Source organism: Kitasatospora sp. NPDC096147 (genome assembly GCF_044763225.1).
Classification (GTDB): Bacteria; Actinomycetota; Actinomycetes; order Streptomycetales; family Streptomycetaceae; genus Kitasatospora.
The window spans coordinates 41,154-63,601 of record NZ_JBIWFX010000018.1 but is presented as its reverse complement, the minus strand read 5'-3'; the positions used below and the strand labels follow the sequence as shown (position 1 = coordinate 63,601).

At 74.2% G+C, this 22,448-nt stretch carries 21 protein-coding genes; 8 read left to right on the top strand and 13 right to left on the bottom strand.

Annotation, left to right across the window (positions count from 1 at the left end):
- Positions 1–235: 235 nt before the first annotated feature.
- The gene (locus ACIRBX_RS34320) at positions 236–940 is read left to right on the top strand and encodes a hypothetical protein (RefSeq protein WP_402303428.1); all 705 of its coding nucleotides are present in this window, start codon (positions 236–238) and stop codon (positions 938–940) included.
- On the opposite strand, the gene ACIRBX_RS34315 is transcribed toward ACIRBX_RS34320, so the two are convergent.
- Genes ACIRBX_RS34315 through ACIRBX_RS34300 form a run of 4 tightly spaced genes read right to left on the bottom strand, consistent with a single transcriptional unit; the run spans position 909 to position 4,327 of the window.
- Positions 909–1,571, bottom strand: a complete 663-nt coding sequence (locus ACIRBX_RS34315) for a hypothetical protein (protein ID WP_402303426.1) — start codon at positions 1,569–1,571, stop codon at positions 909–911. The genes ACIRBX_RS34320 and ACIRBX_RS34315 overlap by 32 nt on opposite strands.
- Before the next feature lie 33 nt (positions 1,572–1,604).
- Entirely contained in the window at positions 1,605–2,192 is a 588-nt protein-coding gene (locus ACIRBX_RS34310; protein WP_402303425.1) for a ferredoxin, read from the bottom strand.
- A 51-nt stretch (positions 2,193–2,243) separates the two neighbouring features.
- Positions 2,244–2,681 (bottom strand): PPOX class F420-dependent oxidoreductase, encoded by a 438-nt coding sequence (locus ACIRBX_RS34305; RefSeq protein ID WP_402303423.1) that lies wholly within the window; start codon positions 2,679–2,681, stop codon positions 2,244–2,246.
- Between the two features lie 11 nt (positions 2,682–2,692).
- On the bottom strand, positions 2,693–4,327 hold the full coding sequence (locus ACIRBX_RS34300; protein ID WP_402303421.1) for a cytochrome bc complex cytochrome b subunit: 1,635 nt from the start codon (positions 4,325–4,327) through the stop codon (positions 2,693–2,695).
- Between the two features lie 130 nt (positions 4,328–4,457).
- Between ACIRBX_RS34300 and ACIRBX_RS34295 the strand changes: the two genes are divergently transcribed.
- Positions 4,458–5,114, top strand: coding sequence for a TetR/AcrR family transcriptional regulator (locus ACIRBX_RS34295; protein ID WP_402303418.1), 657 nt, complete (start codon positions 4,458–4,460; stop codon positions 5,112–5,114).
- A gap of 99 nt (positions 5,115–5,213) precedes the next feature.
- Here ACIRBX_RS34295 and ACIRBX_RS34290 read toward each other — a convergent pair whose 3' ends face one another.
- A complete protein-coding gene (locus ACIRBX_RS34290; RefSeq protein ID WP_402303416.1) occupies positions 5,214–5,669 on the bottom strand; it encodes a pyridoxamine 5'-phosphate oxidase family protein in 456 nt (151 codons plus the stop codon).
- Between the two features lie 114 nt (positions 5,670–5,783).
- On the opposite strand from ACIRBX_RS34290, the gene ACIRBX_RS34285 reads away from it, so the two are divergent.
- Positions 5,784–6,272, top strand: coding sequence for a hypothetical protein (locus ACIRBX_RS34285; RefSeq protein WP_402303414.1), 489 nt, complete (start codon positions 5,784–5,786; stop codon positions 6,270–6,272).
- A gap of 21 nt (positions 6,273–6,293) precedes the next feature.
- Here the strand turns inward: ACIRBX_RS34285 and ACIRBX_RS34280 are convergent, their stop codons facing one another.
- Positions 6,294–6,773 (bottom strand): VOC family protein, encoded by a 480-nt coding sequence (locus ACIRBX_RS34280; protein ID WP_402303411.1) that lies wholly within the window; start codon positions 6,771–6,773, stop codon positions 6,294–6,296.
- A gap of 123 nt (positions 6,774–6,896) precedes the next feature.
- Between ACIRBX_RS34280 and ACIRBX_RS34275 the strand changes: the two genes are divergently transcribed.
- Together ACIRBX_RS34275 and ACIRBX_RS34270 are read left to right on the top strand one after the other, a co-directional pair.
- Positions 6,897–7,124, top strand: coding sequence for a hypothetical protein (locus ACIRBX_RS34275; protein WP_402303409.1), 228 nt, complete (start codon positions 6,897–6,899; stop codon positions 7,122–7,124).
- Positions 7,125–7,295: 171 nt separating this feature from the next.
- Complete coding sequence (locus tag ACIRBX_RS34270; protein ID WP_402303407.1) at positions 7,296–9,362, top strand: discoidin domain-containing protein; 2,067 nt, start codon at positions 7,296–7,298, stop codon at positions 9,360–9,362.
- 122 nt (positions 9,363–9,484) lie between these two features.
- Here ACIRBX_RS34270 and ACIRBX_RS34265 read toward each other — a convergent pair whose 3' ends face one another.
- Positions 9,485–10,003: an NUDIX domain-containing protein gene (locus tag ACIRBX_RS34265; RefSeq protein ID WP_402303406.1), complete on the bottom strand. Its 519-nt coding sequence runs from the start codon at positions 10,001–10,003 to the stop codon at positions 9,485–9,487.
- A gap of 139 nt (positions 10,004–10,142) precedes the next feature.
- Here ACIRBX_RS34265 and ACIRBX_RS34260 point away from each other — a divergent pair, with 139 nt between their 5' ends.
- The gene (locus ACIRBX_RS34260) at positions 10,143–10,352 is read left to right on the top strand and encodes a hypothetical protein (RefSeq protein ID WP_402303403.1); all 210 of its coding nucleotides are present in this window, start codon (positions 10,143–10,145) and stop codon (positions 10,350–10,352) included.
- A gap of 411 nt (positions 10,353–10,763) precedes the next feature.
- Positions 10,764–11,237 (top strand): hemerythrin domain-containing protein, encoded by a 474-nt coding sequence (locus ACIRBX_RS34255; RefSeq protein ID WP_402303401.1) that lies wholly within the window; start codon positions 10,764–10,766, stop codon positions 11,235–11,237.
- 309 nt (positions 11,238–11,546) lie between these two features.
- Here ACIRBX_RS34255 and ACIRBX_RS34250 read toward each other — a convergent pair whose 3' ends face one another.
- The 3 genes from ACIRBX_RS34250 to ACIRBX_RS34240 form a co-directional block, all read right to left on the bottom strand.
- Positions 11,547–14,426: a hypothetical protein gene (locus ACIRBX_RS34250; protein ID WP_402303399.1), complete on the bottom strand. Its 2,880-nt coding sequence runs from the start codon at positions 14,424–14,426 to the stop codon at positions 11,547–11,549.
- Positions 14,426–16,288, bottom strand: coding sequence for an HSP90 family protein (locus ACIRBX_RS34245; RefSeq protein WP_402303396.1), 1,863 nt, complete (start codon positions 16,286–16,288; stop codon positions 14,426–14,428). The genes ACIRBX_RS34250 and ACIRBX_RS34245 overlap by 1 nt, the downstream gene beginning before the upstream one ends.
- 62 nt (positions 16,289–16,350) lie before the next feature.
- Positions 16,351–17,370 carry a hypothetical protein gene (locus tag ACIRBX_RS34240; protein ID WP_402303393.1) on the bottom strand — a complete coding sequence of 340 codons (1,020 nt, stop codon included), beginning with the start codon at positions 17,368–17,370 and terminating at the stop codon, positions 16,351–16,353.
- Positions 17,371–17,639: 269 nt separating this feature from the next.
- Here ACIRBX_RS34240 and ACIRBX_RS34235 point away from each other — a divergent pair, with 269 nt between their 5' ends.
- Positions 17,640–18,656, top strand: a complete 1,017-nt coding sequence (locus ACIRBX_RS34235; protein WP_402303392.1) for a glycosyltransferase family 2 protein — start codon at positions 17,640–17,642, stop codon at positions 18,654–18,656.
- 183 nt (positions 18,657–18,839) lie between these two features.
- Here the strand turns inward: ACIRBX_RS34235 and ACIRBX_RS34230 are convergent, their stop codons facing one another.
- Genes ACIRBX_RS34230 through ACIRBX_RS34220 form a run of 3 tightly spaced genes read right to left on the bottom strand, consistent with a single transcriptional unit; the run spans position 18,840 to position 22,392 of the window.
- A complete protein-coding gene (locus ACIRBX_RS34230) occupies positions 18,840–19,484 on the bottom strand; it encodes a bifunctional 4-hydroxy-2-oxoglutarate aldolase/2-dehydro-3-deoxy-phosphogluconate aldolase (protein ID WP_402303390.1) in 645 nt (214 codons plus the stop codon).
- A complete protein-coding gene (locus ACIRBX_RS34225) occupies positions 19,481–21,085 on the bottom strand; it encodes an amidohydrolase family protein (protein ID WP_402303388.1) in 1,605 nt (534 codons plus the stop codon). The genes ACIRBX_RS34230 and ACIRBX_RS34225 overlap by 4 nt, the downstream gene beginning before the upstream one ends.
- Positions 21,085–22,392 carry an alanine racemase gene (locus tag ACIRBX_RS34220; protein WP_402303385.1) on the bottom strand — a complete coding sequence of 436 codons (1,308 nt, stop codon included), beginning with the start codon at positions 22,390–22,392 and terminating at the stop codon, positions 21,085–21,087. Before ACIRBX_RS34220 ends, ACIRBX_RS34225 begins: the two co-directional genes overlap by 1 nt.
- Positions 22,393–22,448 lie beyond the last annotated feature (56 nt).

Genomic DNA, 22,448 nt, shown 5'->3' with positions numbered 1-22,448 from the left:
GGGAGCCGGGACCGGCTCCGGCCGGGAGCCGTTCCCGCCGGGCCGGGGCCGGCCGCGCGTGTCGCTTTCAAGTGCACACGAAGGAACCAGCCGGGCCGGTGCGGGCGCCTGCCGGAGCGTGCGTACGAGGCGGAAAACCGGATGCCGCCGGGGCGGGGCCGGGCGATACTCGGCCGGTGACCGAGCCCCCCGCCCCCGCCGTACCCGTACACCCCGGCACCCGGTCGGTGGCGTGATGGGAAGCTTCCGGACCCAGCGGGCGCGCGTCCTGGACGAGACGCTGCCGCTGCACCGCCGCCACCTGGCGCTGCGGTACTGCGTGGCGGAGTTCCCGGCCTACGGCTTCCAGGCCACCTATCACCACCTGACCGTCCATCAGCGACGGCCCGGCGGGCCGGTCACCGACCCGGCCTGGCTGCTCCGGGCGGTCGGCGAGCTGCACGAGGCGCGCGAGCTCTGGGTGGCGGCGGGCCGGGAGTACGCGGCCCGCCGGAAGACGGAGAAGCGGGCCGGCCTGCGGGCGGCCACCCGGCCCGAGCACCGGTGGCGGTCGGCGGGATGGTCGGTTCCGGACGACGCGCTCTGCCACCCCGCACTCTCGCTGCCGGCCTACGTGCGCCGCCGGCTGCTGGTGCTGCGGGGGGCCGAACTGCCCGGCTGCGAGCGGTGCGGCGACGAGCGCGGCCCGCTGTCCCGGTCGACCGGGCACGGCTTCCTCGACCTCTGCCGGGGCTGCGGCCTGCTGCGCAGCCCGTGCGCCTGCGGCCCGCACCACCTCCGGGCACCGGAGCCCCGGCTCTGGGGCGCCCTCTGGCGGGGGGAGCACCTGACCGACACCGGGGCTGCGGCACCCGGCCGGCCGGGCACCGTCGAGGAGCGGCTGAGCGGGCTGGAGCTCTCACTCCCCGTCAGGCGCTGGTGGGGTACCCGGTCTCCTTGACGTCCTCGGCGAGGTCGTCGAGGGTGAGCTCGGGGTTGAGGGCGCGGACCACCTGCTCGGTGAGCGGGCGCAGCGCGAAGACGTGGCGGACGGCGTCGAGGTCGAGCTCGGTCTCGTAGTAGTCGGCGGCGAACTCCGCGTACGTCTCGGGCGCGGTGTCGGTCAGCGAGCGGAACAGCCAGTCGGCGCCGTCCGCGTCGGGCAGGCCGGGCGGGAAGTCGATCTCGCCGGTGCGCCAGGCGGTGTCGCCGGTCAGCCGCCAGATCGCGGCCGTCAGGGTCGGCATGCCGCCGTCGCAGAAGGCGGGCTCGGTGACGCAGTGCCGCAGCTCGGCCGGGACGGCGTCCACCACCCCGGGCCAGACCCGGCCCTCGGCGTACGGGCTCAGGTAGGACTCGTGGTCGAAGCCGCGCAGGTAGACCCCGGCGGGGGTGAAGACCACGGAGTGCTCGTCACCGCTCCCGTTCCGCATCGAGGCGAGCTGCTCGCCGGGTGCCCAGTCGGCGTCGAAGGCGTGGTAGCGGAAGTCCTCCTCGGGGCAGAGGATCGCCTCCATCATCGCGAGGGCGAGGCAGTGCTCCCGCAACCGGTCGGGCTCGGGCAGCAGGCGGGCGACGTCGGGTGCGCTCATGACGGTCATTCAACCGTCTGCCGCTGACAGCGCCTACAGCCCGGGCAGCCGCTCCGCAGGCCCGGGAGAGCGGCCCTCCGCCAGCCAGTACAGGTACCGCCGCAGGTCGCCCTCCAGACCGTCGTCCAGGTAGCTGACCAGCCCGCGCAGCCCGGTGGCCGCCGCAGCCCGGTGGCCGCCGTCGGAGCAGGCCGACCACTCGCCGGCCGGCCCGGTGGCCCACTCCCGCAGCCGGCCCCGGTCGTGCCACCAGCCCCGGACGGAGTCCGGGGTCCAGTGCCGGTCCCCGTCCCAGCCGTAGCCGTCGAACGGGTCCCGCCAGGCGGCCAGCAGCAGCCGGTCGACCTCGGCGGCGTTCCGGGGCTGCCGGTGCACGAACTCCCGGCCGTCCTCGTCGCACAGCACGTGACCCGGCGCGGCCGACGGCCCGGCGCCGCAGGTGTCGGTCCCGGCCCCGTAGAACGGGCCCGGCACGTTGCGCCAGTTCCGCTCCTCCCAACGACCCGTCAGGTACGCCTCGGGGTAGGCCCGCTCCGGCGATCGGAGCGCCTCCGGCACCGGCCGCGCCCCGCCCGCCCGGGCCGCCGGGACCGGATCCCAGTACCCGCCGCGCTCGTTCATGCCCGCCCCCGTCCACTCGGTGGCCGCACTCTACGCCACGGCGGGCGGCCCCTAGTTGAGGCTGTACGTCCCGTCCGGGCGGAAGGGCTCGCCGAAGGGGAGCGGGGTGGTGAGGGTGAGCCGGATGCCGACGGTGCCGGCCAGGCCCAGGCGCAGGCGGCTGCGGGCCAGGGTGAGCAGGGCCGGGAAGCCGTACTTGTTGAGCAGCGAGGTGCGGTAGCAGGCGGTGGCCTCCGGGCCGCAGAGGGCGGCGCGGGCGGGGTGGCTGCCGCCGAGCGGGCGGCCGTGGGCGTCGCAGGGCTGGACCAGGACGCCGGGGTGGCGGCGGATGCGGCGGACCTCGGCGGAGTCGGCCCGGGTCCAGACGCCGAGGCCGGAGCCGTCCGCCACCACCCAGACGGGGGCGGCCGCGGCGCTGCCGTCGGGCTCGAAGGTGGTGAGCAACAGGTAGCGGGTGGCGGCCAGTTCGTCGCCGTCGAGGCTGCTCATCGGGGGCTCCCTCAGTGCGCGTCGGTGAGTTCGCGGTGCTGCTCGGCAGGCGGCTCGGGGAGCCGGCCGGCCGGGCCGTGGTAGGCGTGCGAGAGCCGGACCCGGAGCCTGGTCAACATCCCGGCGCCGGGCGGGAGTTCGATGGGGGAGTGCGGCCGGTGGGCGGTCAGGCGGTGCGACTCGGCCGGTGACAGGGGCTGGTGGAGCTCGACGAACTCGCCGTGCGGCAGCCGCTTGATGATGCCCGTCTCGCGGCCGTGCGACACCTTGTCGCGGTCGCGCCGTTGCAGGCCGAGGCACCAGCGCCTGGTGACGGTGAAGACCAGGACCGGGACGGTGAACACCCCGATCCGGGCGGCGGTGGTGATGGTGTTCAGCGAGAGGTGGAAGTGGGTGGCGAACAGGTCGTTCCCGCCGGCCGCCAGCAGGACCAGGTAGAGGCTGATCCAGGCCGCGCCGAGGGCGGTGCGGACCGGCGCGTTGCGCGGGCGGTCCAGGAGGTGGTGCTCACGGGTGTCCCGGGTGACCCAGCCCTCCAGGAACGGGTACAGCGCGATCGCGCCGAGCACGGCGGGGAAGGCCAGGAAGGGGATCAGGATGCCGAGGTTGAGGGTGTGGCCCCACAGGCCGATCTCCCAGCCCGGCATGACGCGGATCAGGCCCTCGGCGAAGCCCATGTACCAGTCGGGCTGGGCGTCGGTCGACACCTGGTCCGGGCGGTACGGGCCGTAGGCCCAGATCGGGTTGATGGTGGCGACCGCGGCGATGGCGGCGATGATGCCGAACACCAGGAAGAAGAAGCCGCCGGCCTTGGCCAGGTAGACCGGCATCAGCGGCATGCCGACGACGTTCCGCTCGGTCCGGCCGGGCCCCGCCCACTGGGTGTGCTTGTGGTACCAGACCAGGATCAGGTGCGCGACCAGCAGGCCGAGCATGATCCCCGGGACCAGCAGCACGTGGATGGTGAAGAACCGCGGCACGATGTCGGTGCCGGGGAACTCGCCGCCGAACAGGAACATCTGGGCGTAGGTGCCGACCAGCGGCACCGCCAGGGTGACGCCCTCGACGAAGCGGATGCCGGTGCCGGAGAGCAGGTCGTCGGGGAGCGAGTACCCGAAGAACCCGTCCAGCAGCCCGAGGAAGAGCAGCAGGAAGCCGAAGACCCAGTTCACCTCGCGCGGCTTGCGGAACGCGCCGGTGAAGAAGACCCGCATCATGTGGACGAACATCGCGGCGACGAAGACCAGCGCGGCCCAGTGGTGGATCTGACGGATCAGCAGACCGCCGCGGACCTCGAAGGAGATGTCCAGGGTCGAGGCGTAGGCCTCCGACATCCTGATCCCCTGGAGCGGGGCGTACGAGCCGTGGTAGACCGTCTCGGCCATGCTCGGGGTGAAGAACATCGTCAGGTAGACGCCGGTCAGGATGATGATCAGGAAGCTGTAGAGGCAGATCTCGCCCAGCATGAAGGACCAGTGGTCCGGAAAGACCTTCCGCAGGTTGGCCTTGGCCAGGGTGTGGATCCCCAGTCGGCCGTCCAGCCAGTCGGCCGCGCGAAGGCCGGACGGGCCGGACCGGTCGAACGGGCCGGGGCGGCCGGATCGGTCGGAGTGGGCCGGGTGCTCGCGGTTCTGACGGGTGGTCATGGCACTCCCCTGGTGCGCGGTCCGTGGTCCGGGGTCGAAACGGGGACTACTCCTCGTTTCCCGGGCAGGGGCAGCGTAGCAGTAGTGGGGAGTGGTCCCCACTTGTATCGGCAGGGCCTAGGGTTGACGCATGACGGATGAGCAGGCCGCCCCCCGGCGGCGGGACGCGCGGCGCAATCGCGAGGCACTGGTGGCGGCGGCCTCCGAGCTCTTCGCCGAGCAGGGGCTGGACGTGCCGCTGGACCTGATCGCCCGTCGCGCCGGAGTCGGCAACGCCACCCTGTACCGGCACTTCCCGGCCCGGGAGGAGCTGATCCGCGAGGTCTTCGCCACCGCCGGGGACGGCATGCTGGCGGCGGGGGAGGCCGCGCTGGCCGAGCCGGACGGCTGGACCGGCATCGAGCGGTACTTCGACGGGGTCTTCGAACTCGTCGCGGCGAACCGGGGGTTGAACGACCTGGTGACGGCCGCCATCCCGGCGGTGCCGGCCATGATGGAGATCAGCCGGCGCAACGCCGAGACGGTCGGGGCCCTGGTGGAGCGGGCGCAGCGGCAGGGCACCATGCGGCCGGACGTGCTGGTGATGGACCTGCTCTTCCTGCTCGGCCCGCTCTGCCGCGCCGTCCCGGCGGCGGAGGCGGTCCGGCCCGGCCTGTGGCGCCGCTACCTCGCCCTCCAGCTCGACGCCTTCCGGGCCCGGGCGGAGCACCCGATCGCCGAACCGCCGGTCGGCACCGAGCAGTTGGACGAGCTCTTCACCGGTCTCTGGGAGGCCGAGCGGCCGTGAGGCGGGCGGTCGACCGCGCACGCGCGGCTCCCCAGGGGGCGGGCTCGCGGGGAGCCGGGCGGGGCGGGGGTGACCTCCGGGGCGGGTGGTCCCGGAGGGTCAGGCGGACCACTCCCGGTGGTCGCCGAAGCCCCGGGAGTTGTCGATCAGCCGGAGATCGGTGGGGGTGAGCTCCCAGAGCGCGGTGCGGGCGAGCGCGGCGGTGAGTGCCGGGTCCTCGGCCAGGAAGGTGAACCGGGCCGCGTAGACGGCCCAGGCGGCGTCCCGGGCGGCCGGATCGGTGACGGTGCGGCAGGTGCCGTGGCCCTGGAGGCCGGTGATGGTGCGCCACTCCTGGCCGTCGGCCTGCACGGTGAAGGCGGCCCGGGCGCCGTCCAGGGCCCGGCCGTGTCGGGTGGTGGGGGAGGAGAGGAAGAGCAGGGTGGCACGTTCGGTCGGCGCGTAGAGGACGGCGCACGCCTGCGGGCCGTCCGCGTCGGCGTAGGCGAGCGTGACGGTGGTGTGGGCGGCGAGGGCCTGCTGGAAGGCCGGGTCCGGAGGGGTGCTGGTGGTCATGGGGACATGATCGCCCGGCTCGGCCCCGGCCGCCGCACCGGCGCCCCGGTGGATGGCCAACGTCCGCTTGCCGCACGAGGTTTGGCGACGGGTGAGGCTGGTTAGGGTGAGCGCGTGAACACAGGGATCTGGTCCGAGCCGCCCCGGCACGTCCTGGGTGTGCCGGTGGCGGTGCAGCGGTTCGTGGCGCGCGGCGAGCACGCGGTGGTGGTGGTCCGCTCGGTGGAGGCGTACCCGACCGGCTGCCTCGTCGACGTGCTGGTCCTGGCCCGGCGTGGCTCGCTGCCGTCGGAGGTCTGGGCGCGGGTGGTCCGCGACCTCGCCCCGCTGCCGCCGGACCGGCTGCCGCCCCGGACGGACCTGCGCTTCGGGATCGAGGCGGGCGAGGGCTACCGGGGCCGCGCCTTCGAGACCGCCGGCTCGTCCGGCAGCAGCGACGACTCCTACGACTCGGAGCAGCGTCTCTGGCTCTCGCCGCTGCCCCCGGGGCCGTTCGCGTTCACCGTCGAGTGGCCGGGCCTGGGCCTGGAGCGCACCGCGCTGGAGCTGGACGGCGCCGCACTCGCCCGGGCGGCGGAGGGGTCCGAGCCGTACTGGCCCTGACCGCCGCCGCCCGGCGGGCCGTCAGCCGCCCTCGTAGGCCCGCCGCAGCGGCTCGATGTCCAGCTTGGTCAGCTCCAGCATGGCCCCGAAGGTGCGGGCCGCCCGCTCCGGGTCGGGGTCGGCGATCCACTCGGTCAGCACGGTCGGGGTGACCTGCCAGGAGACCCCGAAGCGGTCCTTCAGCCAGCCGCAGGCCACCGCCTGGCCGCCGTCGGTGAGCCGGCTCCAGTAGTGGTCCAGCTCGGCCTGGTCCGCGCAGTCGATCTGGAGCGAGACCGCCTCGTTGAAGGTGAACTCCGGCCCGCCGTTCAGCGCCACGAAGCGCTGGCCGTTCAGCTCGAACTCCACCGTGAGCACCGGCCCGGCGGGCCCCTGCTTCGAGGCGGGCCGGCGGAGCACCCGGCCGGGCCGGAAGTCCGGGAAGACCGAGGCGTAGAACTCCGCCGCCTCCTCGGCCCGGCCGTCGAACCACAGGCAGATGGTGAAACCGTCGCCGCTCATGACCGCCTCCCGGGCGTGTCCGAAGGACCCCCTCCTCCCATGGTGGCGCACGGAAATCGTTTGCCGGGGTGCGACACGTGGGCCAGGGTGGGCCGGTCGAAGCGATCGGACAGAGGAGAGCACGTGCCCGCGCCGTCGGGATTCGAGTACCAGCAGCGCCCGGACGGGACGGTGCTGATCCTGCACCGCCGCAAGCAGGCCGGCACCCTCCGGGGGCAGCGCGCGGACGAGTTCCTGGCCGAGGTGGAGTCGGGTGACGCGCAGCTGGTGATGGCCCGCTGGACCGGCAACTACAAGCGGGGGAACGAGCGTTCGGCCAAGCGGCACCCGCGCAACTCCGGCTCGCGCTGAGCGGATCCGGGGATCCGTGGGGGTTTGAGGGCGGTTCTGGTCGATTCTTGCTGACGTAATGTCAGGAAGATGGTCGAAAGCCTTGACGCGTCCCCGGCGTGCTCGCGATCCTCGTCGCACTGTGCACGCGGGCCGTGTCGGCCCGCCACGGCCGGATCGCGGAGGTATGGGATGACCCCTGCTCGTCGCCCGGACCGCAGACGCGTACTCGTCGCGCTGCTGTCGCCGATACTCGCCCTCGCCGTGCTGCTGGTCGGCCCCGCCCCGGGGTCGGCCGCCGCCGGGGGCAACTGGTGGGACCCGACCGCCCGGCCCGCGCCGGACTCGCAGATCAACGTCACCGGGGAGCCGTTCAAGGGCACCGACGCAGGTGGCAAGGTGCGCGGCTTCGTGGACGCGCATGACCACCTGATGTCGGCGGAGGCGTTCGGCGGTCGGCTGATCTGCGGTCAGGCGTTCTCCCAGCAGGGTGTCGCGGACGCCCTGAAGGACTGTCCGGAGCACTACCCGGATGGCTCGCTGGCCATCTTCGACATGATCACCAACGGCGGCGACGGCCGCCACGACCCGGTCGGCTGGCCCACCTTCAAGGACTGGCCGGCCCACGACTCGCTGACCCACCAGCAGAACTACTACGCCTGGGTCGAGCGCGCCTGGCGCGGCGGCCAGCGGGTGCTGGTCAACGACCTGGTCACCAACGGCGTGATCTGCTCGGTCTACTTCTTCAAGGACCGCAGCTGCGACGAGATGACCTCGATCCGGCTCCAGGCCCAGAAGACCTACGAGCTCCAGGACTACGTGGACCGGATGTACGGCGGCCCGGGCAAGGGCTGGTTCCGGATCGTCACCGACTCGGCGATGGCCCGGCAGGTGATCGAGCAGGGCAAGCTGGCGGTGGTGCTCGGGGTGGAGACCTCCGAGCCGTTCGGCTGCAAGCAGATCCTGGACGTGGCCCAGTGCAGCCGGGAGGACATCGACCGGGGGCTGGACGAGCTGCACCGGATCGGCGTGCGCAGCATGTTCCTCTGCCACAAGCTCGACAACGCGCTGTGCGGCGTCCGCTTCGACGAGGGCGCGCTCGGCACCGCGATCAACGTCGGGCAGTTCCTCTCCACCGGCACCTTCTGGAAGACCGAGAAGTGCGCCGGTCCGCAGCACGACAACCCGATCGGCATCGCCCCCTCTGCCCAGGCCCAGGGCCTGCTGCCGGCCGGCACCTCGGTGCCCGGCTACGCCGCCGACGCGCAGTGCAACAGCCGGGGGCTGACCGAGCTGGGCGCCTACGCGGTGCGCGGACTGATGAAGCGTCACATGATGCTGGAGATCGACCACATGGGCGTCAAGGCGGCCGGTGCGGCCTTCGACATCCTGGAGTCCGCCTCCTACCCGGGCATCATCTCCTCGCACAGCTGGATGGACCTGGACTGGACCGAGCGGGTCTACAAGCTGGGCGGCTTCGTGGCCCAGTACATGCACGGCGCCGAGGGCTTCTCCGCCGAGGCGAAGCGCACCGACGCGCTGCGCGACAAGTACGGCGTCGGCTACGGCTACGGCACCGACATGAACGGTGTCGGCGGCTGGCCCGGCCCGCGCGGGGCGGACACCCCGAACCCGGTCCGCTACCCCTTCCGCTCCACCGACGGCGGCTCGCTGATCGACCGTCAGACCACCGGGCAGCGCACCTGGGACATCAACACCGACGGCGCCGCGCACGTCGGCCTGGTGCCGGACTGGATCGAGGACATCCGGCTGGTCGGCGGCCAGGGCGTGGTGGACGACCTGTTCCGCGGCGCCGAGTCCTACCTGACCACCTGGGGCGCCTCGGAGAAGCACAACGCCACGGTGAACCTGGCGGCCGGCCGGCCGGCCGCCGCCAGCACCACCGAGTGGAACCCGTTCGTCAGCTACGCCGCCGGGCGGGCGGTGGACACCGACTCCGGCAGCCGCTGGGCCAGCGACTGGAGCGACGGCCAGTGGCTGCGGGTCGACCTCGGCGCGCCGACCGTGGTCGGCCGGGTCACCGTGCTCTGGGAGCGGGCCTACGCCAAGGGCTACCGGATCGAGGTCTCCGACGACGGCTCGGCCTGGCGCACCGTCTGGTCCACCACCGAGGGCAACGGCGGCCTGGACACCGCCGTCTTCGCGCCCACCCTGGCCCGCTACATCCGCCTCTACGGCGAGCAGCGCGGCACCCAGTGGGGGTACTCGGTCTACGACCTCGGGGTGCACGGCAGCTGATCCTGCCGGTCCCTTGCCGGGCGCGGGCCCCGTCGGCGGAAGCCGGCGGGGCCTTCCGTCGTTCGGCCTTCCGTCGTTCGGGCTTCCCTCGTTCAGCCGTCCGTCGTTCAGCCGTCTGCCGTTCAGGCGCTCGGCGGCAGCGTCAGGTAGACCGGGCGGCCGGTGCGGCGGGCGTCGGCGGCGGCCCGGAGCACCGCGCCCCGGCGGGGGTCGGCCAGCGCGATCAACTCCTCGGCGGGGCGCAGCGCGAAGGCGTCGTGCTCCACCGGGTCGAGCACGATCCGGGCAGCCTCCGCCTCGGTGATCACCCCGCCGTCGAAGAACGCGGCCAGCCGCCAGGGCCAGGGGCCCTCGGGGGCCGACCAGGCCAGCACCAGCAGCGGCGGCTCGGCCGCCGCGCAGGCGGCGGGCAGGAAGCCGAGCTCCTCCACGGTCTCCCGGCGCGCGCAGGCGAGCAGGTCCTCGCCCTCCTCCAGGAAGCCGCCCGGCAGCACGTACTGGTCCGGGCCCCGGACCGAGCGCAGGGCCAGCAGGCGACCGGACCGGTCGGTCAGGAGCAGGCCGGCGCAGGCCACGCCGTGCGGCAGCGTGGGCACGAACCGTTCGGGCGGGAGCCAGCCGGGCGGCAGGGCGGAGGGCACGCTTCCACCGTAACCCGCGGGGGCGGAGGGGCTGACGAGGCATCAGTGTGCCGGGGGAAAAGGATTAATGACCTGCGATCAAGACAGAGCCGGGCGTATGGTCATGAACCCCCTGAAGGTGGAAGGAGGTTCACCAACCATGGGAATGTTCAAGGACGCCCCACCACGTGAGCACCCGGACTACACCCAACTCCGTTTCATGGCGGCGGGTTCGCCGTCCTGGTGGAAGCAGCACCGCCACAAGGTCTACGCGGTCGCCGGCCTGCTGGCCGGATTCTGGCTGGCGGGCCAGCACGACCAGGCACCGGCCCAGTGCCCGGCACCCCCGGCGGCGGCCGTCACCCGCTGACCGGCGCACCACCCCCGGGCGTGCGCCCCTCACCCGTACGCCCACCCGCTCTGCGCACGTCCCGGCGGATCGCCGCCGTCGGGGCGTGCGCCGAGTCCGTTCCGGGGCCGGGCGCCGGGGCCTCTGTTCAGCCGTGCTGTGTTACGGTCCCGGGGTGACTGCCGGGTCGGCCTCGGGCCATCAGCGAGTGGGCTTCCCGGCCGACGCGTGATCGCCGGGCGGGCCGGTGGAGCCCGCCGGAATCCGGGGCGTGGGCGCCTGAAGCGCCGCCCCGTGGAGCGATCGGAGCGCCGGCCGCCGTTGGCGTCCGGGCGTGCTTCCGTCCCTCATCCGCTCCATCCCCTGCATCACTCCTCGCCGCCGTGCCCCTCGGGCGGGCGGTCACCGAATCACGTCTGGAGACGACCGGGTATGACGACGAATCCTTCCGGTGCGGCCGAGCGGTTGACGGCGCTCGGGGGCGAGCTGGTGGTGGTGCACGACGGGCTGCGCGAGGAGTTGGCGCGGCTGAGGGCCGGGGTGGCCGGGGGCCGGCGGCGGGAGCGGGGGCTGCGGGAGCACTGCGCGGCGTTCTGCGGCGCGTTGACGGAGCACCACACCGGGGAGGATGCCGTGATGTTTCCCGAGCTGGCCCGGGAGTACCCCGAACTGCGCCCGGTGCTGGAGCAGTTGACGGAGGACCACCGGATGATCAGCGGGCTGGTGGAGGCGCTGGAGCAGGTGCTGGCGGGAGTCGGCGACGAGCCCGGCGAGGAGGAGGTGGCCCGGGTGCGGAGCCGGTTGGACGGACTGGGAGCGATCATGGAGTCGCACTTCGCCTTCGAGGAGCGCCGGATCGTGACGGCGCTGAACGGGCTGCGCGGGCCGCGCGGGCCGCGCGGCTGAACGGGGAGGCCGGGTCGGGGCTGCCGTCGCCGCGCGGCCGGAGCGGTACGCCGGGACGAGTTAGGTCGGCCCACCTGCCCGCTGCCCGGCTGTACTGCCCGCCCGCAGGTCGCACCTGCCGTGTGCCCGGTGACGGCGCCCGTGCTCGTCCTCGCCGGGTGCCCAGGGGCCGGCGGAGTCGCCGGCTTCGCGGTCGGTGTGATCCGCCGGTCGGACCCCGCTGCCCGGACCTGGCTGCCGGGGCCTCGCCGCCCGGACGGTCCGGGCCGCCGCCGGGTGGTGGCGGCGGCCCGGGGCCGTGGCAGGGGGTCAGTCCTGCTGCATCCGCTCGCGCAGGTCCCGCAGGATGGCGGCGGCCTCCAGCAGGCCGGCCCGGGTGGCGCGGTCGATGCCGGCCTCCAGGCGGGCCGCCGCCGCCTCGGTGCGGCCCAGCTTGCCGCCCTCCAGGACGGCGGCCAGCCGGACGCCCTCGGCGCGCGGGCCCTCGCCGCGTTCGGCGCCCACGCCGTAGGCGGCGATGGAGAGTTCGGCCTCGGCCAGGCCCTCCTCGAACTGCTCGGCCATCGCGTACACCCGGGCCCGGGAGTCGTGCGCCCCGCCCTCCAGGTACCAGAAGTCGAGCTCCTCGCCGGCCGCCCGGGCGGCCTCCCGGATCCGGTCCGCCTCGGCCAGCAGCCCCAGCGCCTCCGGCAGCCCGTCCGGACCCTTGGCGCTCATCGTCAGGCGGGCGAACTGCTGGAAGACGTCGGCCAGTTGGCCGGTGCGCGGAGCCACCGCATGGGAGGCGACGGCCCGGTCCCGGGCGGCCTCGGCGGCCTCCCAGTGGCCGGCTTCGGCCAGCGCCACGGTGGCCTCGCAGGCGACCATGGTGTGGATGTCCTGGTCCTCCCAGCCGGCCACTACGTCGGCCAGCCGCAGGTACTCCTCGGCCGCCTCGCGGTTCTCGTCCAGCGCGTACAGGCCCCGGGCCAGGTCCAGCCGGAGCTGGGCGGTCAGTCGCTCGTCCAGCCCGTCGGTCTCCAGCAGGGCCGACTCCAGCACCGCGACGGCGTCCGCCGGGCGGCCGGACTCCCGCAGCTGGTCGGCGAGTTGGCCCCGGATCTCGGTCGCACTGGCGGCATCGCCGGCCGCGTCCAGCCGGGCCGCCGCCTCGGAGAGGGCGCGGACCGCGCCGGCGTGGTCGCCGCCGTGCGCGTAGGCGTGGCCGAGCATCGCGTAGGTGGAGCCGAACGGGAAGGAGGTGTCGCCCCAGCGGTTGGCCTCGGCCAGCGCGCGGTGCAGCAGCGGGACCGCCTGGTCGGGGGCGCCGGCCTGGAAGCGCAGCTGGCTGAGCAGGCTGAGGGTGCGCGGGCTCTGCCACGGCGTGCCGGCCTTCTCCTGGAGGGCCAGTGCCTCCTGGCCGGCGGCCTCGGAGGCCTCCAACTGCCCGGCCCGGCCGAGTGCGTCGGCCCGGTACATCAGCGCGGTCGCGGCGCGGTGCGGGTAGCCGTGCGCCAGTGCCTCCGCGTGGTAGGCGGTCACCTCGCGCTCGAACACCTCGGTGGCCTCGGCGGTGGGCTCGGGCAGCCCGCCGACGTGGCCCCGGTAGCCGGCCATCGCCCGGCACTGGCGGACCACCAGGAGATCCTCGGGGCCGGTGGCCCGGCCGGCCGCCAGCGCCTCCCCGGTGATCCGCAGCGACTCGTCCAGCAGTGCCCAGTCGGCCGTCCAGTCGTCCTCGGTGAAGTTCACCAGGGCGCCCCGGGCGCGCTGCGCGGCGGCCTTGTCCGGGTAGCCGGCCAGCTCGAACAGCCGCTCCGCCTCGACCAGTTCGGCGGCGGCGAGCTGGTCCTCGTCGCGGTCGAAGGCGTCCGAGGCGCGCTGCAGGGCGAGATCGGCGAGCAGCCGCTCGACCGGGCCGAGCGCCTCCGGCAGCGGGCCGTCCTCGGCGGCCCGGCGGTCGGCCACCAGCTGCCAGAGCCGGTCCGCCTCGGGGTGCGCGGTGAGCCGCAACTCACGGGCCCGGAGCACCAGTTCGGTGAAGTCCTCGGGGGCGGGCTCGGTTGGCCGGGCAGGTGCCGCCGGGGCCGTCGGCACGACGGTGGCGGCGCGCAGCCCGAGGGCCAGCGGCTCGGTCAGCAGCGGTCGGCGGGCCAGCCGCTCCAGGCGCCGAGTGCCGATCCGGTCGGTGCCGTTGCGGGCGTCGAAGCGGGCAGCCAGGTCCTCGGCCTCGCCGCGCACCAGCGCGAGCAGCCCGGCCACCGTGGACGGGCCGCCGGGCGGGCCGCTGACGGTCAGGTCGCCGTGGTCCTGGTCCGCCAGGGTGGCCAGCAGCAGTTCCACGCCGGTCAGGAAGGACAGGTGGGAGATCGGATCGCCCTGGCCGGCCGCGAACAGGTCGCGGTTCTCCGCCAGGATCTCCAGGCCGCGCGCCGCGTTCCCGGAGAGCGCGCAGAACTCCAGGTGCAGGCCGATCTGGCCGGCCGCGTTGGACTTCCCCCGGGCCGCCCGGTAGCCCGCCAGGTGGGCCGAGCGCGCCTGGTCGGTACGGCCGAGGCGGAGCAGCGGCAGCAGCGCGTGGGCCTGGCTGGTGTAGGGCTCCTCGGTGCAGGTGTCGGTGCCGTCCAGCACCGGGGCCCAGGTCTCCAGCGCCCGCTGGTCGTCGCCGCGGCCGACGTGGTGGCGGGCCTGGGCGCGCAACTCGCAGGCGTGGCAGTCGCTGTAGCGGGTGCGCGGGCGGCCGGCCCACAGCTCGTAGGCGTCCTCGGTGCCGGTGCCGGTGTGTGCGGCCAGGTGGTACCGCTGGGCGTAGTACGGCTGGAGGCCGAGGCCTTCGGTGCGGTACCGCTCGCGCATCTCGGCGTGCCAGCGCTCGATCGCGGCCAGCGGCACCTCCGGCACGCTGAGCAGCGAGCTGGCGACCCACTTGAACCGCCAGAACAGCTGGAGCCGGCTCCACTCGTTGAATTCGTCCGGGTGCTGGTCCCAGAGCTTGAGGATCCGGGCGAAGACCACCGGGGCCTTGCGCGGCTCGGCGTCGTACTCGTACGCCTCCATCAGGTCGAAGAGCGCCAGCAGCAGCAGCTCACGGTCGTCGAACTGCTCGGCCGCCTCGGCGAGTTCCTCGGCCTTGACGGTGCGCGGGCGGCCGTGCGGCTCCTCGTCGTTGTCGCGCAGCGCCTGGTAGAGCGCGTCCTTGGTGTCGGTCATCAGGACTCCTCGTGCGGCGCGGTCGGCTCGTGGCCGAGCATGGCGTGGTCCAGCAGGCTGATGAAGGAGCGGTTGAGCAGGGCGCTCTCGCTCGACTTCAGCGGGCGGCGGGTGAGCAGCAGGGCCTGCCCGTAGAGCGCTTCGACGGCCGTCACCGCCAGCTCCCGGTGGCCGATGCCGGCGGCCCGGCGGACCAGCGGGTTGAGGTGGTTCAGCACCAGCTGGGCACGCGGCACCTCGGAGCGCAGCGAGCCCAGGATGTCGGCCCACAACCCGTCCGCCTCGTCGGCGAGTTGGGCCCGGGCCCGCTCGTGCCGGGCGTCCCGGTTGTCCAGCAGCAGGGCCGGGGCGTTCGCCGGGTGGAAGGTGCGCAGCACCACGTCGCAGTCGAACCGGCCGATCACCTCGCGGGCGATCGCCAGGAAGGCGGCGGCGGCCAGCTCGGCGTCCGGGGAGACGGCGTCCAGGTGCGCGGTGACGGTGCCCGGGTCGAGGTCGGCCACCGAGCTGCCGGGGCGGATCTCGGGCAGCCGGTGCACCAGATCCCGGTCGTAGGTGTAGCCGCCGTTGACCACCCCGAGCCCGGCGGCGGCGGCGATCGGGGCCACCTGGCGGAACTCCTCGACGGTGCGGGCGACCAGGACCACCGGATGCGCGCGGGCGAACTCGTCCAGCGTGACGTTGCCGTCGGTGGTCTCGAACGGCAGCCAGGGCAGCAGCATCCGCAGCAGCTCGTCGTCGTGCCGGGCGAGGGACTTGACGGCCAGGTGGTGGGCGCCGATGAAGCGGTGCAGCAGCGCCGGGTCGCTGGCCGACAGGCCGGTCAGCCAGTCCCGGATCCGGGCGCCCAGCGCGTCCCGGACGGCGGCCAGCGTCTCGTCCGCGTACAGGCCCTCGCGGGACGCGGTCGGGCGCAGGCTGTCGGCGTCCACCACGCAGCGGACGAAGAAGGCCCAGTCCGGCAGCAGTTCGGGCGCGGTGTCGGAGACCAGCATGCCCTTGAGGTGCACCCGGTGGCCGGCCTGCCGGGACGGCGGCACCGCGTCGGGCAGCACGTAGGCCACCCCGCGCAGGCCGACCAGCGGCAGGTCCAGCTCGATCGAGTCCAGCGGGGTGAAGTCGAAGGCCGAGCGGCAGTAGGCGGTCAGCGCCTCGCGGCGGGCGAGCGGCGAGCCGTGTGCGGCGGCCCAGGGCGCGGGGGTGGGGTTGACCGGGATCTCGGTGCCGCCGCCGTCGATCACCGTGACCTCGTGCCGCAGCAGGCTGCCGTAGTGGCGGGCCAGTTCGAGCACCCGGCCGGGCGTGGTCCACTCGGTGGCGTCGGCCCGCGGGCGCAGCGTCACGGTGGTGCCGGGCTCGGGCTTGGCGCTCGCCGGCAGGGTGTTGATGGTGTACCGGCCGTCCGAGGAGCCGCGCCACTCGATGACCGGCGCGTCCGGGGTCTTGGCCGAGCGGCTGACCACGGTGATCTCGTCGGCCACCACGAAGCAGGCCAGCAGGCCGATGCCGAACTGGCCGATGAAGTCGCCCCGGGCCTGGGCCAGGCCGGAGCCGTCCAGCTCGCCGTCGGCGGTCCGCTTGGAGCTGCGGCCGATGGTGGCCAGGAAGGTGTGCACGTCGGCCTCGCTGAGGCCGACCCCGGTGTCGGTGACGGAGAACTCCGCCCCGGCCCGGATGGTGATCTTCGTCGGGGCGGCCGGGTCGAGCGCCCGGCGGGCCGAGATCGCGTCGACCGCGTTCTGCATCAGCTCGCGCAGGTAGACCCGGGGGCTGGAGTAGAGGTGGTGGGAGAGCAGGTCGACCAGGCCGCGCAGGTCCACCTGGAAGGTGTGCGCGCCGGAGGCGGGGTTGCTGGAGGACACCGGTGGAGGCTCTTTCGGGTTCGGTGAGGAGGCGGGCGCGGGAGGAGGGGGCTGACGGTGGGTCAGCGGGCGCAGGAGTCCCGGAGCCGGGTGAAGGCGGCGACCGGGTCGCGGTCCAGGTACTGCCACGGGAACTCGGTCACCGCGTCGTCCAGCTCCTCGAACAGGCGCCGGGCGTAGAACTTCTCGCCGACCATGGCGAACGCCATCGCGAAGGTGTTGTGCGCCGCCTGCCAGCCGGGCTCGCGCCGGTAGTCGGGGTGGCCGAGCGAGCGCTCGTACGCCTCCCGGAGCTCGGAGACCACCTGGGGGCTGGTCAGGTAGCGGGAGTCCTCGCCGGACTCCAGGTCCAGCCAGTGCTCCAGGTGGGCCAGCACCACCAGCTCGGCCAGCCGGCTGCCGACCGGGGCGGCCAGCATCGAGGAGCGGGCGAAGGCGTGCATCCGCTCGTGCGAGCCGCCCCACTTGCGGCAGTTCTGCTGGAGCTGCTGGGAGTGCGAGGCCCGGTGGAACGGGTAGCGGCGCACCGCGGCGTCGAAGCGGGCCCGCACCACGGCGTGGCCGAGCGAGGCACCCCGGCCGGAGATCTGCAGGAAGTACCAGGGGGCGAGCCGGTCGGGCTCCCGCTCGGCCACCTCCAGCAGCTGCTCCTCGGCCTTCTCCAGCCGCTCGCCGAACACCTTCCACTGGTCCTCGGAGACGTACTCGGCCCGGGAGTTGCTGCGGGCCTCCCAGGCCCACTTGACCTGCCGGGCGCCGGAGACCAGCAGGGCCAGCGCGTCGGCCGGGTCGGCCGCCAGGGCGGCGGCCAGCGTGCGCTCCAGGCCCTCGGTCTCGGCCACCAGGTCTATCGCCCGGGTCAGTTCGGCCTGGTCCTCCAGGGTCACCAGCTCCGCCCGCAGCGCGGCCCAGCCGGCCGCGCCCTCGGCCGCCGCTGCCAGCCGGAGCAGCTCGGCCAGCCGGGGGTCCCCCAGGGTCGGGTCCACCGTCGGCACCCGCTTCGTCCGGGCGGACCGCCCGAAGCCCCAGCCGGAGCGGTCTGACGAGCCGTCACCGCCGGAGCGCCGTCGAAATAGCGCCATGATCGTGTCCCCCGGGATCGTCCTCGGAATCTCCACCGGCCCGCCATGATCGACGTCCGTGCCCGCATGCCTATCACGGGCCGCCCACAGGGCCGACGCCACCCCGGCGGTTCGGGCACGGGCCGGTGCCGGGGCAGTCGTCCGCATGCGTCCAGCCGCCCGGAAGGCGCGGGCGCCGGGCTGCCCGCCACTGTCATAAGCTGGGGCCCCGTCCGACTGGTGCACCCGTGGCAGCACCGCCCGCTCCGCTCCGAAAGGCCCGCCAGCCGATGGCTCCCCAGCTCTCCGTCGTCGTCCCCGTCTACAACGTCGAGCAGTACCTGGAGGAGTGCCTGGACTCCATCGCCGCCCAGACCTTCACCGACTTCGAGTGCGTGATGGTCGACGACGGCTCGACCGACTCCAGCTCCGCCATCGCCCTGCGCTACGCGGCCAGGGACGAGCGCTTCCGGCTGGTCCGGCAGGAGAACAAGGGCCTCGGTGCGGCCCGCAACACCGGCTACCGGCACATCACCCCGGGCACCACCTACCTGACCTTCGTGGACAGTGACGACACCCTCCCGACGGGTGCCTACCGGCTGATGATCTCCACCCTGGAGCAGACCGGCTCGGACTTCGTCACCGGCAACACCCTGCGCCTGCGGATCGCCGGTCTCCAGCCCTCCGGCGCCCACCGCCGGGCCTTCGGCCGGACCCGGCTGAAGACCCACGTCAGCGAGTTCCCCGCGCTGCTCACCGACCGGACGGCCTGGAACAAGGTCTACCGCCGCTCCTTCTTCGACGCGGCCGAGGTGCTCTACCCCGAGGGCATCCTCTACGAGGACGCCCCGGTCAGCGTCCCGCACCACTTCCTGGCGGAGAGCGTGGACGTCCTCTCCGAGCCGATCTACCACTGGCGCATCCGGGAGGACGGCGCCTCGATCACCCAGCAGCGCACCGACACCCGGGGGCTGACCGACCGGGTGCGTTCGATGCAGCTGGTCCGCGAGTGGCTGCAGGCCCGGCCGGAGCCGAAGTTCCGCGAGGAGTACCTGGCCGCCTACGACGCCAACTGCCTGACCGAGGAGATCCCGATGTTCTTCTCGACCGTGCCGGACGGTGACGCCAACTACCGTGCGGCGTACCAGGAGCACGTCAGCCGGCTGCTCAAGGAGATCGGGGTGGAGAAGCTGGAGGGGCTGCGCCCGCTGCCCAAGCTCAAGTACCGCCTCACCCTGGAGAACCGGATGGACAGCCTGGTCACCCTCCAGCGCCTGCACCGCCGCTACCGCAAGCTGCGCGGCTGACTGCACGGCCCGGCCGCGCGGTCGGCCCGGAGCAGTCGGAAGGTGCTGACCGGGCTGACCGCGCGGCCGGGCCGTCGGTGGTCGAAGTCCGGGGCGGTGACGACGCGTTCGGTAGGGCCCACGGGTCGTCCGCCGACGTGGCCACCGGTGGGCCCTGAGCCCGCCGGTGGGGTCGGCGCCGGGTCAGGCGGGGCGCAGGGCCTCGGTGAACGCCTTGGCGCGGCGGGTGATCTCGGCCCAGTCGCCCGCCGCCACCACGGCCGGGGGGACCACGTCGGTGCCCGCGCAGACGGCGAGGGCGCCGTGGGCCAGGAAGTCGGCCGCGTTGCCCGCGTTGACCCCGCCGGAGGCGACCAGCGGGACGCCGGGGTAGGGGCCCTGGAGGTCCTTGAAGTAGCCGGGGCCGAAGCTCTTGGCGGGGAAGATCTTGACGGCGGCGGCGCCCAGGTCGAGGGCGGTGGCCACCTCGGTCGGAGTGAGCGCGCCGAGCAGCACGGGGGCCCCGGCCCGGTGGGCGGTCTCGGCCACCTCGGGGCGCAGGCCGGGGGTGACCAGGAAGCCGGCCCCGGCGTCCAGGGCTTCGCGGGCCTGCTCGGCGGTGAGCACGGTGCCGACCCCGACGGGGTGCCCTGCCTCGGCCGCCCGGGCCAGATGGGTGGTCACCTCGGGTGTGGTGAAGGTGAGTTCGGTCCAGCCGATGCCGCCGGCCGCCAGCGCGGAGCAGAGCGCGGCGGCGTCGGGTATGTGCGGGGCGCGGACCACGGCGATCACCGGGTCGGCGGCGAGTGCGGTGCGCAGCTCGGCGGGGGAGGGCACGGTGGTGGTCATCGGGCTCGGGTCCCTTGTTCGGTGCGGCGCAGGGCCCGGCCGGGCAGGGCCCCGGTCGGGCGGCCCTGCGAGAGGACGGGGCGGCCGTTGACATAGACGTGCTCGATGCCGACGGCGGGGGTGCGCGGGTGGTCGAAGGTGGCCGCGTCCCGGACGGTCTCCGGGTCGAACAGCACCAGGTCGGCGTGGAAGCCGGGGCGGACCAGCCCGCGCCGGTCCAGCCGCAGCCGGCGGGCCGGGCGGCCGGTCATCCGGGTGACCGCCTGCTCCAGCGTCAGGACGCCCAACTCCCGCCCGTAGTGGCCGAGGTAGCGCGGGAAGGTGCCCCAGCCCCGGGGGTGCGGGCGGGCGCCGACCAGCAGGCCGTCGCTGCCCACGGTGTGCGCGGGGTGGGCCATCACCTCCCGGACGTTCTCCTCGTGGCCGACGTGCTGGAGGATGGTGGTGGCCAGCCGGTCCGCGATCAGCAGGTCGAGGAACACCTCGGTGCCGGACCGGCCCTCGGCGGCCGCGATCCCGGCCACCGTGCGGCCCACCCGGTCGGCCAGCTCCGGGGCGCCGACGCCGGAGACCTGGATGGTCTCCCAGTCCGTCACCACGCCGTGGCAGCCGTCGCTGCCCTTCTCCTCCACCTCGATCCGCACGCCCTCCCGGACCGCCGGGTCGGTCAGCCGGGCCAGCGTGGCGTCCGGGCCGCCCTCGGTGGCCCAACTGGGCAGCAGCGCGGCCAGGGTGGTGGAGCCCGGCAGGTAGGGGTAGCTGTCCAGGGTGAGGTCCAGGCCGTCGGCCAGCGCCTGGTCCACCAGCTCCAGCAGCTCGCCAGCCCGGCCCCGGTTCACCCCGAAGTTCATCGTGGCGTGGGTCAGGTGGAGCGGGCAGCCGGCCCGGCCGGCGATCTCCACCATCTCCGCGTAGCCCTCCAACGCACCCGCGCCGTACGAGCGTTGGTGCGGAGCGTGGAAGCCGCCGTAGTGCGCGACCACCTCGCAGAGGGCGACCAGCTCCTCGGTGTCCGCGTACATCCCCGGGGTGTACGTCAGCCCGGTGGAGAGCCCGACCGCACCCTCCGCCATGCCCCGGGCCAGCAGCCCGCGCATCCGGCTGAGCTCGGCCGGGGTCGGCGGGCGGTTGTCCCAGCCCATCGCCAGCATCCGCAGCGAGCCGTGCGGCACCAGGTAGCAGGCGTTCACCGCGATGCCCGCGTCGAGGCGGTCCAGGTACTCGCCGACGCTGCGCCAGCTCCAGTCGAAGCCGTCCGGATCGCCGTTCCAGCCCGCCAGTTGGCGGCGCAGCGCGGGCAGCGTGGTGTCGTCCACCGGGGCGTAGGAGAGGCCGTCCTGGCCGAGCACCTCGCAGGTGACGCCCTGGGTGACCCGGGACGGGTGGGCGGGCTCGGCCAGCAGCCGCAGGTCGGAGTGGGCGTGCATGTCGATGAAGCCGGGGGTGAGCACCAGGCCGTCGGCGTCGATCACCTGACGTGCGGTCAGGCCCTCGCCGCCGACCGCCTCGACCGTCCCGTCGGTGACGGTGACGTCGGCCCGGAAGCGGTCGGCGCCGCTGCCGTCGATGACGGTGGCGCCCCGGAAGAGCAGATCGGCCATCAGAAGAAGGTCCGCACCAGGTCGACCACCTTGGGCTCGGCGGCGTCCGCGTCGTCCAGCACCGGGATCAGCTGCCACTTGTCGAAGGCGGTGCAGGGGTGCGAGAGCCCGAGCCGGACCACCGCGCCGACCGGGGCGGCCTCGCCCGCGCCGCGCAGGAAGGCGTGCTGGTCGTTCAGCGCGGTGACCGTGGCGTCCTTCAACTCCTCGCCGCCCCGGACCAGCTGGGGCTCGGGCAGGCCCTCGTCGTAGGGGAAGTCGCGCTTGCCGCCGTCGAGCAGGGAGAGCTGCGGCTCGGGGTGCGAGACCACCCGGGCCCAGCCGTGCATGGCGGAGCGGAACGGGCGGCCCCGGCCGTCCCGGGCCAGCGGCGAGATGCCCCGGTAGAAGCCGTCGTCGTGCACCAGGTAGGCGCCGGAGCGGAGCACCAGCGGGGCGCCGCCGACCTCCCGGGCGACGGGGGCCAGCTCCTCCACCACGGTGTCGAAGTAGGCGCTGCCGCCGGCCGTGATCAGCGGCTGCGGGCCGGGGTAGTCGTCGGCCAGCGAGCGGTGCAGGTAGGCGAGTTGGCGCAGGTAGTCGCGGACCGCGTCCAGCCCGGCGGTGGACGCGTCGTGGGCCAGTGCGCCTTCGTAGCCGCCGACCCCGGCGAGCCGCAGGGTGGGGGATCGGAGCACCTCGGCCGCCACCTCCAGTGCCCCGTCGACGCCCCGGGCGCCGGTCCGCCCGTGCGGGCCGCCGAGCTCGACCAGCACCTCGACCGGGCGCTCGGCCCCGGCGGTGCGCAGGGCCCGGTCCATCAGCCGCACGCTCGCCACCGAATCCACCCAGGAGACCACGGCGAAGTCCGGGTCGCTGGCCAGCTCCCGGGCCAGCCAGCCCAGGCCGACCGGGTCGAGCAGGGTGTTGGCCAGCAGCACCCGCTGCACGCCGAAGGCCCGGGCGACCCGGAGCTGGGAGAAGTTGGCCAGCGTGATGCCGTGGCAGCCGGCCGCGATCTGGGACTGCCAGAGGGCGGGCGCCATGGTGGTCTTGCCGTGCGGGGCGAGCGAGACCCCGGCCTCGTCGCACCAGGCGGCCATGGTGCGCAGGTTGTGCTCCAGGGCGCCCGCGTCCAGCGTCAGCAGCGGGGTGCCGAGGCCGGTCAGGGTCGGTTCGGTCGCCAGGTACTCACGGACCGTCAGGCCCCAGGCTCCCGGCGGCAGGGCCTTGAACCGCCAGTCGAGGCGCTCCTCGGCCAGGGCGGCCACCAGGCCGCCGTCGATCCCCGGTCCCTCGCCGCTCGCGGCGTAACACTGCGGGCCCACTGCTGTACCTCCGGTGAAGTTGCAACATATGCAACGCACATTGCGTATGTTGGTAT

Bases quoted from the DNA above. Each gene is read 5' to 3' on its own strand.
- ACIRBX_RS34300 (WP_402303421.1), bottom strand. From the start codon at position 4,327: ATGACCACCCGTCAGAACCGCGAGCACCCGGCCCACTCCGACCGATCC.
- ACIRBX_RS34250 (WP_402303399.1), bottom strand. From the start codon at position 14,426: ATGACCGACACCAAGGACGCGCTCTACCAGGCGCTGCGCGACAACGAC.
- ACIRBX_RS34260 (WP_402303403.1), top strand. From the start codon at position 10,143: ATGGGAATGTTCAAGGACGCCCCACCACGTGAGCACCCGGACTACACC.
- ACIRBX_RS34305 (WP_402303423.1), bottom strand. From the start codon at position 2,681: ATGAGCAGCCTCGACGGCGACGAACTGGCCGCCACCCGCTACCTGTTG.
- ACIRBX_RS34230 (WP_402303390.1), bottom strand. From the start codon at position 19,484: ATGACCACCACCGTGCCCTCCCCCGCCGAGCTGCGCACCGCACTCGCC.
- ACIRBX_RS34240 (WP_402303393.1), bottom strand. From the start codon at position 17,370: ATGGCGCTATTTCGACGGCGCTCCGGCGGTGACGGCTCGTCAGACCGC.
- ACIRBX_RS34270 (WP_402303407.1), top strand. From the start codon at position 7,296: ATGACCCCTGCTCGTCGCCCGGACCGCAGACGCGTACTCGTCGCGCTG.
- ACIRBX_RS34225 (WP_402303388.1), bottom strand. From the start codon at position 21,085: ATGGCCGATCTGCTCTTCCGGGGCGCCACCGTCATCGACGGCAGCGGC.
- ACIRBX_RS34290 (WP_402303416.1), bottom strand. From the start codon at position 5,669: ATGACCACCAGCACCCCTCCGGACCCGGCCTTCCAGCAGGCCCTCGCC.
- ACIRBX_RS34320 (WP_402303428.1), top strand. From the start codon at position 236: ATGGGAAGCTTCCGGACCCAGCGGGCGCGCGTCCTGGACGAGACGCTG.
- ACIRBX_RS34280 (WP_402303411.1), bottom strand. From the start codon at position 6,773: ATGAGCGGCGACGGTTTCACCATCTGCCTGTGGTTCGACGGCCGGGCC.
- ACIRBX_RS34310 (WP_402303425.1), bottom strand. From the start codon at position 2,192: ATGAACGAGCGCGGCGGGTACTGGGATCCGGTCCCGGCGGCCCGGGCG.
- ACIRBX_RS34315 (WP_402303426.1), bottom strand. From the start codon at position 1,571: ATGAGCGCACCCGACGTCGCCCGCCTGCTGCCCGAGCCCGACCGGTTG.
- ACIRBX_RS34255 (WP_402303401.1), top strand. From the start codon at position 10,764: ATGACGACGAATCCTTCCGGTGCGGCCGAGCGGTTGACGGCGCTCGGG.
- ACIRBX_RS34295 (WP_402303418.1), top strand. From the start codon at position 4,458: ATGACGGATGAGCAGGCCGCCCCCCGGCGGCGGGACGCGCGGCGCAAT.
- ACIRBX_RS34235 (WP_402303392.1), top strand. From the start codon at position 17,640: ATGGCTCCCCAGCTCTCCGTCGTCGTCCCCGTCTACAACGTCGAGCAG.